Source organism: Paenibacillus sp. FSL K6-1318, from assembly GCF_037976905.1.
Taxonomy (GTDB): Bacteria; Bacillota; Bacilli; order Paenibacillales; family Paenibacillaceae; genus Paenibacillus; species Paenibacillus amylolyticus_A.
This window is the reverse complement of record NZ_CP150270.1, coordinates 6,427,326-6,440,967: the sequence shown is the minus strand read 5'-3', so window position 1 is coordinate 6,440,967 and position 13,642 is coordinate 6,427,326. Positions and strand designations below refer to the sequence as shown.

Here is a 13,642-nt window from a genome sequence, read left to right as displayed (position 1 = left end):
TTACCTGGAGATGAACCTTTTTTAAAGGGGGATTAGTATGATTGAAAATGTCTTTGATTTTGATAAAGAATTATATCGCATGAACGAAGAAGAGCTTCGATCATTATTGCGTATGCTCTATCTTAGCGCGGACATGACAGTTAGTCATCAGACAGAAGAACATTCAGTTGATTTTGCGGTGAGCGTACAGCGGATATTTGAGGGGTTAGGCGAGGAGAGGAATCGGAAGCAAGCTGAGCAGCAAATGCTTGATACACAGAAGCCGCGTGAAATTCATTTAGCGATTGGTGAATCACCGTTGGGTAGCATTAAGGTTGCCATGGGTAGTGTTCCTGGACGCGTGGGACGACGTTTTTATTCTATGAATGACTACTATGCTATAGGCCCATTAGGGGATCTCACTGATAAGATAGTTCTACAACGTAGACACCTCTGGTTGCTGGAGCGACTGCATTTAAGTGAACACGGAAATTACGCTATCAAAGGCATTGATGAACTGATTCAATTAAATAACGTGATGAGTTCCATTGATGAAGAGACTAGAATAACCATTTGGTATGCTAATAACGCCCATGAGACGACAGGTCTTCTGTATGCTATTCATTTGCTTCGTAACAGGAAGAGTCCTGTTTATCTGATCGAGACAAGTGAACTGTATCAGGAGTTATTCCATAACCCTGAGATTGAGTATGATGTTTGGAGAACAGGAGAGATTGTTTCTGAGAAGCTATTAGCCATGTGGAACCACTGTGTAAATGCAGAGCCGGCGTCTTCAGAAGAACGCAAACAGATGGAGCAAGAGTGGGATTCTCTCTCTAAACAACAAGGCCATCTGCGAATAATGAAGGATAGTAAGATTCATAGCGTGTCCGAGGACGAAATTGATGATTTCATTATGCAAAAGGTGAGAGATCTTACATTAACCAGACAATCAGATGAATTTATAATATGTGCTCGTGTTGTAGGTGAAGTACTTGGATATTTAGAACAAACTGTGGGAGACGCATTTATTGAATATCGAATACGTCAACTTGTGCTGCAGGGCCGACTGGAGTTGGAAGGTATCCCACATGCGATGAGATACTATGGTGTCCGACTTGCGAGTAAGGAGCGGAACTAAAAGTTACTTGCGTGCGATAGATTAGAGATTGAAGAAAAACATATAGACTGTACTCCGGCATGATTCTCCTACTTGTCCGGGGGACAGTCTATTTGTTCATGCTTGAATACTGGACCATTTTCTCCTGTGCATTGTCTAATAAAGTTCTTTTTCCTCTTCATGATATCTGTTATGACTTCTTCCCATTCCATATTTCCATTAGCGGTCCATGTTCCCCGTAGACCGGATCGGTATCCGGGATCGGAACCTCTCGGATTTCCTGAAGAGCCTTCTGCAGCTCGCCTTCTTCACCTGTGCGTGTGTTGTAACTCATGCCGCCGGGATAGGCCCCAGCAATACGAAAGTCCGTGCTGGACTCCAGACGTTTATGCCCTGTTCCAGCGGGAAGCACGACAACGTCGCCTGTCTGAAGGTAAACTTTCTGTCCATTTTCTCCGCCTAGAATCAATTTCACGAATCCGCTCACCACAGCAAGAGCCTCATGAGCATTACTATGATAATGATGATAATTGAACACACCATTCAACCAGCTGTTTCCCCATCCATTACGGTTCAACAACGATTCTGCATGAAGGGCCTCTTCTGCCCATACGTTCTTATACAAGAGCACAGGCAGGGTCGGATGATTGGGAATTACACCGTTCTCCTTAAGGAATAACGTCTCTATATCCTGTTTCCGTTCATTCATCTCATATCACCTCCCTATAAATTACCCGATAACCTCAAGAACGAACAAAAAACAATTGTAAAATGATACAAAATGTATCATTTTAAGGTTATACTCAGTACATATACTCTCTTCAATGCACTCGTTGTATAAATCGCAAGGGGGAATCGTGTGTGAACATTGTTATTACAGGAGCTTCTGGATTTGTGGGATTTAATCTTTCACAGTATTTGGCGCAAAAGGGGCATCGAATTACCCTTGTGGATCGGGATGATTATTGTCAGAGGCTTGTTCATGTCTCTCCTCTACATGAGATGCCGTTCATCTGTTGTGACCTTGCATCAGACCGGATTCATCTGCCTTCAGGAACAGATTACATTATTCATCTGGCAGCCATGCCTCATGTGGATTATTCGTATCATCAGCCAGGGGAAGTTTTTCGTAATAATACACTCAGCACACAGGCTATTCTACAATATGCGACCGAACATCACATCCCTGTTTTGCTGGCTTCATCTGTTGAAGTGTATGGCGGCGATTGGGGCAGAGTCTATCATGAATCCGATCCGTATGCGCCCGTCTCGCCTTATTCCGCATCCAAAGTCGCCTGTGAAATGCTTGCTCACTCCTACGCTCAATGTTATCAGCTTCCAGTTAAGCTCTTTCGCTTGACCAACCTCTATGGTCCATGGCAATTGCCAGACCGTATTATTCCCCGAAACTTTGGTCGGATACTGGACGGACTGCCTCTGGATATACAGGGATCGGCAGTGCGTGATTTCCTGTATGTAGATGATGCTCTCCGGGCCATTGAACTGATCATGCTGAAAGGCAAAGATGGACAGGTCTACAACATATCGACAGGGCTTGGAACAACCATGCAGGAGATCGGGGAGATGTTGAAACCCATGGATCGATCTCTAGCTGCTGTAGAGATTCGGGAGCAAGAACCAACCCAGTCCAGAGGGTCCAGTCTGGTCGTGCATTCAGGCAGATTACGAGCGGAATTGGGGTGGTTACCTCAAACCACATTGGAAAAAGGATTGGAAAGAACCTTCCGTTGGTATCAGGAACATCCCGAGTGGGTAAGACAGTTCAGCCGTGAATACCATACAACAAGGGAAACGCGCAGTTTCATTATCGATATGGCAAGATACGCAGTTCCAGCCGTATAGAACGCACAAAAAAAGCCAGGGAAGGGTGTATTGAGTAACACCTTCCTTGGCTTTTTTGCGCCTCCGTCCCATGTTCAGATTTCATCCGAACACGGACAGTTAGGCTAGTTTGTAACGATCTATTGCACGAAATCATCGTGCTGTTGACCTTTCATTAAAAGGATCTTAGTGATCTTTTTTAACGTCGGCAATTTTATCCTGTACAGCACCTTTGGCTTTGTCTTTCTTACCCTCAGCCTGAAGGGATCTGTTATTGGTTGCATTACCGATCTGATCCTTCACTTCGCCTTTGGCCTTGTTTACGCCTGCTTTAATTTTATCGCTAGTTGAATTACTCATATCGAACATCTCCTTCGTTTCTGGTGTAGTCCTTATTAACCGGGATGTCTGCATTCTAAACGCATAGGGTGTGTTCCAAGTTTTGCATTCGTGACGCAAGAGGTTCATACTTGAAATAGAAAAGATGTCCCAATGATGGAATAAGGCTGAGCCCAACGCTGCATAATAACGACAGTGACCAATTTCGTTGCATGATTATCGTGATATTGGAAAACAATTCCTGAACATTTGGATAAACGAATCCTTCCTTGTGTACATATCGCACATCTGGTCATATGAGATCTTGTCTTAATACCACATGTGGTAGGAATACGGATCTTGGACAGGAGGATCGGCGGCGTTAGCCTGCCTTCATGGGTTGACAAAAAAATCGATTTTGTTACAATGTTCACAATATCTTCACAAGTGTAAAAAATTTCTTTTTCATGTTCATGTGTAAGAGGTGTAATATAAGGGTATAGAGTTCGGTTTCGGCCTGCTTGTCGTTTTGTGCGTCAACACATGTTGTCCGCAATAGATCCAAGATACAATGCATGATGTGGGAGTGGCCCAGAGCTACGCTCACCCTATTGTGTGAAATTTGGTACATTTAGTTGTATTCAATGTATTTTGTGGTTCGGCTCTGCTTGACAGGCATCATGAAAGTCGCGGACTTCTATCCCAAAGTAAAGGAGGACTTTCTCTTATGTCACAATCGCCTACTCAACAAGAGGTGCCAGTTACAGAAGGTGCCAACGTTTCCGAGCGCCAGTCCTTGGACGTTCTGGATCAACTGATGAAGCCTGAGGTACAGGAGTCTTTAACCGTTCTGGTGGAGAACCTGCCTAAATTGGCTGAAATGGTTACTGCTATGACAAAAGCTTATGACTTTGCACAAAGTGTAGCAACAGACAAAGTTCTGATCAGCGACACAATGAGCGCAATGGGCGAGTTCGCTAAGCCTGTTGTAGACAAAGCTAAAGGTGTAGCTTCTGCTGCCATCGAAGCCAATGATCGTGCGCAAACAGAGCAAACTTCAGTTGGCTTGTTCGCTATGCTGAAAATGCTTAAAGATCCAAACGTACAACAATCGCTTCGTTTTGCTCAATCTTTCTTGAGCATTCTGAACGAGCGTCAACAACCGAAACGTTAAGACTTAGAAGAACGGAGGATGGATATGTCGAAGCAAATTTTGATCTTGGGTGGAGGATACGGCGGTCTGTTGACTGCATTGACTGCGCGTCAATACTTGTCTCCGGAAGAAGCGACAATTACTGTCGTTAACCGTTACCCTACACACCAAATTATCACGGAACTGCACCGTCTTGCAGCAGGAAGCATTGCTGAACAAGCAGTTGCTCTTCCACTCGAAAAATTGCTGCGTGGCAAAAACGTGAACTTGAAAATCGATACGGTGGATACAATCAAGCCGGACGAGAAGAAAGTTCTGATGACCAGCGGCTCCACATACTCTTACGATGCACTTGTCGTTGCCCTGGGCAGCGAAACGGCATTCTTCGGAATTCCGGGATTGCAAGAGTACAGCTTCACGCTCAAATCGGTTAGCGATGCAAACCGTATTCGTGCACACGTTGAAGCACGTCTTGATGCTTACAAACAGTCCGGCAACAAAGCAGACGCTACGTTTGTTATTGGTGGCGGCGGCTTGACAGGTATTGAGCTTGTTGGCGAATTCGCTGACCTGCTTCCTGCTGTATGTCAAGAAAAAGGGATCGATTTCAAAGAAGTATCCCTGCACACGGTTGAAGCTGGTCCTTCCATTCTGGCTGGATTCCCGCCAGAACTGGTTGAGCGTGCTAAATCGAGTCTTGAGAAACGTGGCGTTAACTTCATCGTTGGCGTAGCGATTACTGAGATGAAAGAAAGCGAAGTTCTGCTGAAAGACGGCAGCTCCATCCCTACGAGCACACTCGTATGGACAGGTGGCGTACAAGGCAACGCTGTTGTTGCTAACAGCGGAATTGAAGTGGATCGTGGCCGTGCGAAAGTTACGGAAGTTCTGCAATCGACTTCTCACAAAGACGTGTTTGTTGCTGGTGACAGCGCAGTGGTCTTCCCTAGCGAAGGCGCTCGCCCTTACCCTCCAACAGCACAATTGGCTTGGCAAATGGGTGAAACCATCGGTCACAACTTGGGCGTAATGTTCAAAGGTGGCGCAATGGAATCCTTCACACCAGTATTCTCCGGTACGCTGGGAAGTCTGGGTCGTAAAGATGCTGTCGGCATGATCGGTGGCAACCAGACTCGTCTGAAAGGTCTGCCTGCAACCATGATGAAAGAAGCAAGTAACATCCGTTACCTGGCTCATATTCACGGTTTGTTCGCACTGGCTTACTAATCTTAATGCCATTCAAGGGCGCCCTTTTGGGCGTCCTTTTTTGTTGTGGATGTTACAAAATATTACAGTTCTGCAGACGTGAAAAAGGTGCGGCAGAAGGGGTCGATGTGAGGCCACGTATAAACCACATAGGGTATATGGAATATTAATGGGATAACGGAAGATTTCACATTTCATAGATGTACTGCATGGACATGAACCTGGAAGCCGGCGCTTAGAAGCGCCGGCTTTCGTTTAAATTATAGGATGAGCATCTCTAAATTAAAGGAACGGTTAGCAGCAACAAGCTGTCCGTCCAACCGAGAGGAGAAATGACGTATGAACGTATTAGTTATAGGAGCAAATGGGCAAATCGGCAAGTTTGTGGTGGAGCAGCTGGTACAGGAAGGCAAGCATAAAGTAACGGCCATGATTCGCAAACCGGAGCAGGCGGACGCACTGAAGGAACTCGGTGCCGATGTGGCAATCGGTGATCTGGAGGGCAGTGTGGAGGACTTGGCTGAGGCAATGAAGGATCATAATGCGATTGTGTTTACAGCGGGTTCTGGCGGATCTACCGGTCAGGACAAAACACTGCTTATTGATCTCGACGGTGCAGTGAAGACGATGGAAGCCGCAGAGCAGCAAGGAATCTCCAGATATATTCTGGTCAGTGCGTATGGCGCAGATCAACGGGAGAAATGGTCAGAGTCCATTAAGCCTTATTACGTGGCGAAACATTATGCGGATCGTGCACTGTTTGCAAGTGATCTGAATTACACGATTATTCGCCCAGGCGGTCTCAAAAATGAACCGGGTACAGGCAAGATTGCAGTTGGAACAGATCTGAAGCCGGGAAGCATTCCGCGTGAAGATGTGGCCCGTGTCATTGTGGCTTCCTTACAGGAAGAGAAGACGTACCGGATGGCCTTTGATCTGATTGCCGGGGAGCAACCGGTTGAAGATGCCTTGGGCAAACTATAGATATTATTGTAAGATAACGGGAGAATGAATTGATGGGGATGAGGGGGAGCGCTGCATGAACGAAGCCGTGCTGGTCATAGAGGATGAGCCCAAAATAGCACGTCTGCTTGAACTGGAATTACAGTATGAGGGATATCAGGTGGGCAAGGCTGGTAGTGGAACAGAAGGATTGGAGAAGTATGCAGAAGGACAATGGGATCTGATTTTGCTTGATGTGATGTTGCCTGGTCTGAGTGGAATTGAAGTGTTGCGGCGAGTTCGGGCCAAAGATGCTACAGTTCCGATCATTATGCTCACCGCCAAAGATTCCGTGGAAGACAAAGTATCCGGACTGGACCTCGGAGCTAATGATTACATCACCAAGCCGTTCCAGATTGAAGAGCTGCTTGCCCGAGTTCGGGCGGCTTTACGGCTTAGTGCAGTCGCGTCTGTTGCTTCTTCCGCTTCTTCATCCACACCTAATGCAGGGAATGACTCACTGGAGCACAAGGATGAGGCTGAGGCAGGCTGGTTGACGGCTGCCGGGTTGAGACTGAATGAAGGAACGCGAGAGATATCCCGAGATGGCGTGCCCATTGAACTTACTCCGCGTGAGTTCGACCTGTTGGTGTATCTGTTGCAAAACCAACGTCAGGTGCTCAGTCGTGATCAGATTGTGCAGGCCGTGTGGGGATACGATTATTATGGAGATACCAATGTGGTGGATGTGTATATCCGTTATGTGCGTAAAAAGGTGGATAACGGATTCACACCGCCTTTAATACATACCGTACGGGGCATTGGATACGTCCTGAAGGAACAGTCATGAGCCTGCGCAGTAAAATCTACGGATATTCGTCTGTATTATTTGCTGTGCTGTTAATCGCGGTGAATCTGTCGGTCTACATCGTGTTTGAGCGGATGTCGATTGATAACGAGGTTAATCGGGTGGAAGCGGAGGCCGAGTCTATTGTCAAAGGCGTGCGTCAGTCTGCCGGCTCCATTCCGCCGGATGACTTGTTGCGGGCCTACGCGCCTGTGAACGGCATGCTTCGGATCGTCAATGAGGACGGCACCAGTTCCCCGGTGACGACAACAGCAGCTTCCGAGCAGCTGAGCAAGCTGCCCTATAAGTATGAAAGTGAGAAGAAATCGGAGTATACCCAAGTTGAACAGATTGGTTATGTATGGGTGTCAGTCCCGGTCATCTGGCCTGATGGCGAGGTGGTGAATGTGCAGGTCACCGAGAGCATTGCAGAGACGGAGAATCGTCTGTCTGTACTGCGTACCGTACTTGTGGCGGTCACGATTATTGCTCTCATTCCAGCCATTATCTCCAGCCGGATTCTGGCGAATCGGATGACCAAGCCCATCCAGCAGATGACACGCACGATGAGTGACATTCAGTCCAGCGGCCAATTCAAGCGACTTCCACTGGAGGAAGGGTCGAAGGATGAACTGAAAACGATGGGGCAGACGTTCAACCGGATGATGGATCTGCTCGAATCCAACTTTGAACGACAGGAGCGATTCGTATCGGATGCATCCCATGAGCTCAAAACACCGCTGACCATTATTGAGAGCTATGCCAGTCTGCTACAGCGGCGAGGAAAAGAGCGGCCCGAGGTATTCGATGAAGCGGTGGAGGCGATTCTGTCCGAATCTGTTCGTATGCGGGAGATGACCGAGCAACTGCTACTGCTTGCGAAGCAGCCAGAGCAATGGAATGTGCAGTTGGAGCGTGTAGATATCACGAGAGTTGCAACAGACTCCACACGTGCGTTTCGCGAAGCCTATCACCGCGAAGTCCGGTGTGAAGATCGAGGTCCAATCTGGGCGATCAGCGATGAGAGCAAGCTGAAGCAGCTGTTGTTTATTTTGCTGGATAATGCCCGGAAGTATAGTGAAGATGCAATTGAAGTCAGACTGGAAGCCAAGGGAGAAGAGTGCCGTATTCGGATCGTGGATACCGGAATTGGTATGCGCGAGGACGAGCTGGAGAAGGTATTTGACCGATTCTACCGCGTTGATCCGGCCAGAACACGCAGCTTAGGCGCAAGTGGTTCAGGTCTGGGATTGTCCCTTGCCAAAGAGCTTGCAGGTGCAGTGGGAGCACGGATCGAACTGACCAGCACCGAGGGTGAAGGCACCGAGGCTTCAATTATTTTGCCAATATCGGTTCAGAACGGTCCGCTCTCATGAAATTCTCATTCTTCTCTTATATACTAAATAAACTGAACTAAAGATTGTTCACACTGACACTACGATGACAGAACAACCTTCCAATCGCTGTTATCCCCAGATTTTTTGATTCCCTCTTCTAAAAGGGAAAATCAGGGGATAAAGGCGAACGCTTCGCTTTTTCAGGTTTTTTCTGTCCTCTCCGTTAATGTGTAAAAGATTAGTTCAATCTATTTAGTAACCATCGGAACTGAACTCAGACCGAATATATAACAGATGAACTCGGGCTATGGGGAGAGTTATAAGGGGGAAACGTGATGACAGAGCATGAGCAGCGACCACCGGAGATGAAACGGCATGAACAGGCGAACAGTGGATGGGCCAAATCACGAAGGTCACTTTGGTGGGGTTCAGGGCTTCTCGTTGTGCTGATTGTGGCAGCCGTTGTGTGGTGGAAGCCGTGGCAATCGACTGGTGTGGTACTTACGGCAGATGCGGCAGCCCAATCGGTGTTGGATCAATATCCAGGTGAGATTGTGAATTCCACGTTGAAGGACGGGACATACATCATGCAGCTCCGTTCGGAGACTGGCCTATATGATGTGCAAGTGGATGCCGTTACAGCTGCTGTGAATTCCATTAAACGACTGGAGTCGAACCCGCAAGCGGAAGAGAAGACGTTATGGAGCCGCGAGCAGATCAAAACGGCGTTGTTAAAACAACAAACGGATGACCAACTGGTCTCGCTAGAACTTGTAGAACAGCAAGGCAGTCCGGTCTACACCGCGGTCGTGAAGGCGAAGGATAACAGCCGGGAAGAACTTACGATTGATCCATATACCGGAGAGACGATATCTTCCAAAACAATAGCGGCGCCGACAACTGAACCGACAAAGGAAGATCCCAAGCCTCAGTTTCTAAGCGAGAAACAAGCCAAACAGAAGGCACTTGCGGAGGTCCCTGGAGAAGTGGATGATATCGAGCTGCGTGGAACCAACAGCGGGAATCCGTATTATCTGGTCGAGATTGATCTGGAGGATGGCCGGGAGGCCATTGTACAGGTGAATGCCATCTCGGGAGCGATTCGTTCCGTGACTTGGGATGAGGACGAGGATTAACATTTCGGAAGGAACTCTTCAAATACAGAGTTAAACCGCTTTAGAGAGATGATTCCTAATTTAGGGGTCATCTTTTTCATTTATTTTCAATTACATGGACCATGAATACCCGTTAAATGAGTACTCTCCTCATTTTCTCATCAAATTCTAATCTAACTCTCGCTGATCTCTCATTCCTGCAGGTTATTCTATAAATGTAGACGAGAACGAAACAACAAACGAGGAGATGAATGATGATGATGAACAAACATAAACTTTGGATTGGTAGCTTGTCAGCAGCAGTATTACTAGGTGGATCGGCCGTAGCGGCTAGCGGGAATGTGAACGGACAATCGGTACAAACTACACCAACGTCAACAACACAATCCGTAACACAGAATCAGAACAGTACAGGCAAAATGCTGAATGCATCCCAAGCGAAAGCGCTAGCGTTGAAAGCAGCCGATGGTAAAGTGGATGACGTGGATCTGGAGCGCAGAAACGGCCAAACGTTCTATGAAATTGAGATCGACAGAAAAGGAACCAATGATGTTGTTGTTCGTCTGGATGCTTACACAGGTAAAATCCTGGCAGTCGTGAATGATGAAGACTACGATGATGACGATGATTATCAAGATAATGTAACAGGCAACACGTCTAACACCTCTTCTTCCAAGCAGGTCAAATTGACGGCATCCCAAGCTTCAAACATTGCGTTGAAACAAGTTACGGGTGGTAAAGTAACCAAAGTCGAGCTGGATCATGATGACGGTCGCTATGTCTATGAGATTGAGCTGAGAACCGCTCAAGGTGAAGCAGATGTAGATATCGATGCCAACACAGGCAAAGTGTTATCGTTCGACCAGGATTTTGACGACGAAGATTGAGTAATAAAGGCGAGTAATGCAGATAACACATCATATAACGAACCTGCCCACGATAAGTCACACACAGCATGCGATATTCACATCATGGAGGACAGGGCAGGTATAGCAGAGGACGCTTCGGGGGAAGCGTCTTTTTGCTGTCTATGGAGAGAGAGTGAGTATGAAATTGTACATCTTCCGCCGGATTGTTCACTATGCGAGCAGGAACGTGGCGGATACAATCAGAGTCAGGGAGGTGAATGCCAGCCAGTTTTGCCAAGAATTCTAATGCTAAAATGCATCATCGATCGGAGGCAGATGAGACATATCGATTTTATTTTATGTAAGCGCTTCACAAAAAAACATGGAGGTGCATTACGATATGGCTATGAACGATGGATGGTTGAAAAAGAATATACAATCACGTCGCTTTACCCGTCGCTTGAGTTATTTGCTTGCTTTACTCTTGGCGCTGCAATCAATAGGTATGCTGCTCGCACCTGGACCGAATGCTTCAGCTGCTCCGCTCAGTGTAACGAACGGGGTACAGTTCAAGGATACCAATGGCAATGTCGTTCATGCTCATGGGGGCGGGATGATCAAGGCGAATGGGTATTATTACTGGTTTGGGGAAAACCGCAATCCGAATGGAACGTTCAAGGCGGTATCCGTGTATCGTTCATCGGATCTGAAGAACTGGGAGTATCGCAATGATGTGCTGACCAGTAGCTCAGCAACCGAGCTCAATATCTCCAACATTGAACGCCCGAAAGTCATCTATAACAGTTCGACTGGCAAATATGTGTTGTGGATGCATAAAGAGAATGGTCTGGATTATGGCGAGGCCAGAGTGGCCGTAGCTACTTCGAATTCGGTTGACGGCAACTACACGTATGTGGGCAGCTATCGTCCACTTGGGTATGATTCCAGAGATATGACGGTATACAACGATAACGGAACCGCTTATCTGATCTCCGCGACCAGAGTGAATGCAGATCTGAATATATATAAACTGACCCCGGATTTCCTGGGTGTGGAATCCCTAGTCACAACGCTGTGGCCCGGACAATATCGTGAAGCACCTGCCCTATTCAAAAAAGACGGCGTCTACTTCCTGATCACCTCGGGTGCGACCGGCTGGAATCCGAATCAGGCCAAATATGCCACAGCCACCAGCATTACAGGCACATGGAGCGGCCTCAGCAACTTTGGAGACAGCACAACGTATGGTTCCCAATCGACCTATGTTGTTCCGGTAGAGGGTTCACAGACCACATCCTATCTCTACATGGGTGATCGCTGGGCTGGTGCATGGAGCGGACCGGTGCAGGATTCCAAGTATGTCTGGCTGCCACTTTCATTCCCGAGTGCAACCAGTCTGGCGATGAACTGGGCCAGCAGTATTACGATTGATACAGCAACAGGGACTGTGACCGGAGTGAGTACACCGGATGTATGGGACCCGAATGCCTCATATCAGCTGATTAGCCGTAAAAGTAACAAGTTGCTAAATGTCATCGGGGGTTCTTCCGCCAACGGTGCAGATCTGGAGCAGCGAGCAGATGGGGGAACAGCCAGTCAACAGTGGCAGATTACCGATGCGGGTGGCGGCTATGTCAAAATCATCAACCGTTCCAGTGGCAAGCTGATCGGTGTAGAGAATGGTTCCACGACCGATGGGGCTGTCATTGAACAATGGAATGATGGTGGCTGGGCCAGCCAGCAGTGGCAGCTCGTCCATGTAGGTGGTGGTTATTATAAACTAAAGAACCGTAGTACAGGCAAGGTCTTGGACATCTCCAGTCTATCCTTGGCAGATGGGGCTGCGGCCATCCAGTGGACGGATAATGGCGGCACGAATCAGCATTTTCAGATTGTTAAGGTGCAATAAGGCGTTTTAAATATTACAAAATAAGGTTCAATTTAAAGTGGAAGCCCTTGTCTCTTACCATAAGGTGGGACAGGGGCTTTGTGCTGTATTCACGCTTGTTATGTGATGCTTTTACTCGAAAGGGATATCCAGCTGATGGCTCATATCGTGACCTATTTCCGATCATTTCCATCCCAATCTGTGGTAAACTAGTAGAATTGTAGAAAAAGATAGAGACAGGAGCTGGATAACGAAGTGAGTGAACAACAAGTGCTATCCATTGAAAGCTTGCGTATGAGATACAACGGACGTTATGTGCTGAACGGCATCGATCTGGAAGTGAATCGCGGTGAGATGATTGGATATATTGGCCCAAACGGGGCTGGCAAAAGTACAACGGTTAAGATTTTACTCGGGCTGGTTGAAGGATATGTAGGCACGGTGCGGATCTTTGGTAAAGATATTGCGGATGGGGATGTAGAGTATAAGCGCAGAATCGGCTATGTTCCGGAGGTGGCGGAATTGTACGAACAATTAACGCCTGCGGAGTATCTGACTTTTACGGGAGAGTTATACGGTATGTCCTATGAGGATGCGGATTATAAAGCCAAGCTATTAATGGATTGTTTTGGACTGGAAAAATCATATCATTCCCGCATTGCCTCCTTTTCCAAAGGTATGCGTCAGAAAGTGTTGCTAATCTCTGCGCTGCTGCATGACCCCGATCTGTTGTTCCTGGATGAACCACTCAGCGGATTGGATGCCAATAGTGTGATGGTGGTCAAAGAGATTCTGTCACAATTGTCAGCCAAAGGCACAACGATCTTCTATTCATCCCACATCATGGATGTGGTGGAGAAGATCAGCAGTCGAATTGTACTGATCGCTGAAGGACGCGTGGTGGCGGACGGAACGTTCAGGCAGCTCCAACAGCAGTCCACGGAAGGTTCATTGACATTGGAGGAAGTATTCAATCAATTGACGGGCTTTAATGAGCACAAAGCCATTGCTGAGCGCTTTGTATCGATTGTGCAGGAGGTGTACTGA

General features: G+C 47.3%; 13 protein-coding genes. 11 read left to right on the top strand and 2 right to left on the bottom strand.

Annotated elements, in window-relative coordinates:
• Nucleotides 1–37 precede the first annotated feature (37 nt).
• Nucleotides 38–1,120, top strand: coding sequence for a DUF1835 domain-containing protein (locus NYE45_RS28855; RefSeq protein ID WP_340014918.1), 1,083 nt, complete (start codon nucleotides 38–40; stop codon nucleotides 1,118–1,120).
• Nucleotides 1,121–1,289: 169 nt separating this feature from the next.
• Here the strand turns inward: NYE45_RS28855 and NYE45_RS28850 are convergent, their stop codons facing one another.
• Nucleotides 1,290–1,808 carry a cupin domain-containing protein gene (locus tag NYE45_RS28850; protein WP_340014917.1) on the bottom strand — a complete coding sequence of 173 codons (519 nt, stop codon included), beginning with the start codon at nucleotides 1,806–1,808 and terminating at the stop codon, nucleotides 1,290–1,292.
• Nucleotides 1,809–1,960: 152 nt separating this feature from the next.
• Here NYE45_RS28850 and NYE45_RS28845 point away from each other — a divergent pair, with 152 nt between their 5' ends.
• Complete coding sequence (locus NYE45_RS28845; protein ID WP_340014916.1) at nucleotides 1,961–2,962, top strand: NAD-dependent epimerase/dehydratase family protein; 1,002 nt, start codon at nucleotides 1,961–1,963, stop codon at nucleotides 2,960–2,962.
• A 165-nt stretch (nucleotides 2,963–3,127) separates the two neighbouring features.
• On the opposite strand, the gene NYE45_RS28840 is transcribed toward NYE45_RS28845, so the two are convergent.
• Nucleotides 3,128–3,301 (bottom strand): CsbD family protein, encoded by a 174-nt coding sequence (locus tag NYE45_RS28840; protein ID WP_076332039.1) that lies wholly within the window; start codon nucleotides 3,299–3,301, stop codon nucleotides 3,128–3,130.
• Nucleotides 3,302–3,986: 685 nt separating this feature from the next.
• Between NYE45_RS28840 and NYE45_RS28835 the strand changes: the two genes are divergently transcribed.
• The 9 genes from NYE45_RS28835 to NYE45_RS28795 all read left to right on the top strand — a co-directional run bounded on the left by NYE45_RS28835 (nucleotide 3,987) and on the right by NYE45_RS28795 (nucleotide 13,642).
• Nucleotides 3,987–4,433: a DUF1641 domain-containing protein gene (locus NYE45_RS28835; RefSeq protein ID WP_017691658.1), complete on the top strand. Its 447-nt coding sequence runs from the start codon at nucleotides 3,987–3,989 to the stop codon at nucleotides 4,431–4,433.
• Between the two features lie 24 nt (nucleotides 4,434–4,457).
• Nucleotides 4,458–5,639, top strand: coding sequence for an NAD(P)/FAD-dependent oxidoreductase (locus NYE45_RS28830; protein ID WP_062836730.1), 1,182 nt, complete (start codon nucleotides 4,458–4,460; stop codon nucleotides 5,637–5,639).
• 318 nt (nucleotides 5,640–5,957) lie between these two features.
• The gene (locus tag NYE45_RS28825) at nucleotides 5,958–6,602 is read left to right on the top strand and encodes an SDR family oxidoreductase (protein WP_340014915.1); all 645 of its coding nucleotides are present in this window, start codon (nucleotides 5,958–5,960) and stop codon (nucleotides 6,600–6,602) included.
• Between the two features lie 55 nt (nucleotides 6,603–6,657).
• Nucleotides 6,658–7,410 carry a response regulator transcription factor gene (locus NYE45_RS28820; protein WP_340014914.1) on the top strand — a complete coding sequence of 251 codons (753 nt, stop codon included), beginning with the start codon at nucleotides 6,658–6,660 and terminating at the stop codon, nucleotides 7,408–7,410.
• Nucleotides 7,407–8,783 (top strand): ATP-binding protein, encoded by a 1,377-nt coding sequence (locus tag NYE45_RS28815; RefSeq protein ID WP_340014913.1) that lies wholly within the window; start codon nucleotides 7,407–7,409, stop codon nucleotides 8,781–8,783. Before NYE45_RS28820 ends, NYE45_RS28815 begins: the two co-directional genes overlap by 4 nt.
• A gap of 296 nt (nucleotides 8,784–9,079) precedes the next feature.
• A complete protein-coding gene (locus tag NYE45_RS28810; RefSeq protein ID WP_340014912.1) occupies nucleotides 9,080–9,880 on the top strand; it encodes a PepSY domain-containing protein in 801 nt (266 codons plus the stop codon).
• A 236-nt stretch (nucleotides 9,881–10,116) separates the two neighbouring features.
• On the top strand, nucleotides 10,117–10,746 hold the full coding sequence (locus tag NYE45_RS28805; protein ID WP_340014911.1) for a PepSY domain-containing protein: 630 nt from the start codon (nucleotides 10,117–10,119) through the stop codon (nucleotides 10,744–10,746).
• A gap of 361 nt (nucleotides 10,747–11,107) precedes the next feature.
• Complete coding sequence (locus NYE45_RS28800) at nucleotides 11,108–12,616, top strand: RICIN domain-containing protein (protein ID WP_340014910.1); 1,509 nt, start codon at nucleotides 11,108–11,110, stop codon at nucleotides 12,614–12,616.
• A gap of 234 nt (nucleotides 12,617–12,850) precedes the next feature.
• Nucleotides 12,851–13,642: an ABC transporter ATP-binding protein gene (locus NYE45_RS28795; protein ID WP_340014909.1), complete on the top strand. Its 792-nt coding sequence runs from the start codon at nucleotides 12,851–12,853 to the stop codon at nucleotides 13,640–13,642.

Excerpts from the sequence above, each read along its gene's own strand:
- NYE45_RS28805 (WP_340014911.1), top strand. The coding sequence starts at position 10,117 with ATGATGAACAAACATAAACTTTGGATTGGTAGCTTGTCAGCAGCAGTA.
- NYE45_RS28840 (WP_076332039.1), bottom strand. The coding sequence starts at position 3,301 with ATGAGTAATTCAACTAGCGATAAAATTAAAGCAGGCGTAAACAAGGCC.
- NYE45_RS28810 (WP_340014912.1), top strand. The coding sequence starts at position 9,080 with ATGACAGAGCATGAGCAGCGACCACCGGAGATGAAACGGCATGAACAG.
- NYE45_RS28815 (WP_340014913.1), top strand. The coding sequence starts at position 7,407 with ATGAGCCTGCGCAGTAAAATCTACGGATATTCGTCTGTATTATTTGCT.
- NYE45_RS28850 (WP_340014917.1), bottom strand. The coding sequence starts at position 1,808 with ATGAATGAACGGAAACAGGATATAGAGACGTTATTCCTTAAGGAGAAC.
- NYE45_RS28835 (WP_017691658.1), top strand. The coding sequence starts at position 3,987 with ATGTCACAATCGCCTACTCAACAAGAGGTGCCAGTTACAGAAGGTGCC.
- NYE45_RS28830 (WP_062836730.1), top strand. The coding sequence starts at position 4,458 with ATGTCGAAGCAAATTTTGATCTTGGGTGGAGGATACGGCGGTCTGTTG.
- NYE45_RS28855 (WP_340014918.1), top strand. The coding sequence starts at position 38 with ATGATTGAAAATGTCTTTGATTTTGATAAAGAATTATATCGCATGAAC.
- NYE45_RS28825 (WP_340014915.1), top strand. The coding sequence starts at position 5,958 with ATGAACGTATTAGTTATAGGAGCAAATGGGCAAATCGGCAAGTTTGTG.
- NYE45_RS28800 (WP_340014910.1), top strand. The coding sequence starts at position 11,108 with ATGGCTATGAACGATGGATGGTTGAAAAAGAATATACAATCACGTCGC.
- NYE45_RS28820 (WP_340014914.1), top strand. The coding sequence starts at position 6,658 with ATGAACGAAGCCGTGCTGGTCATAGAGGATGAGCCCAAAATAGCACGT.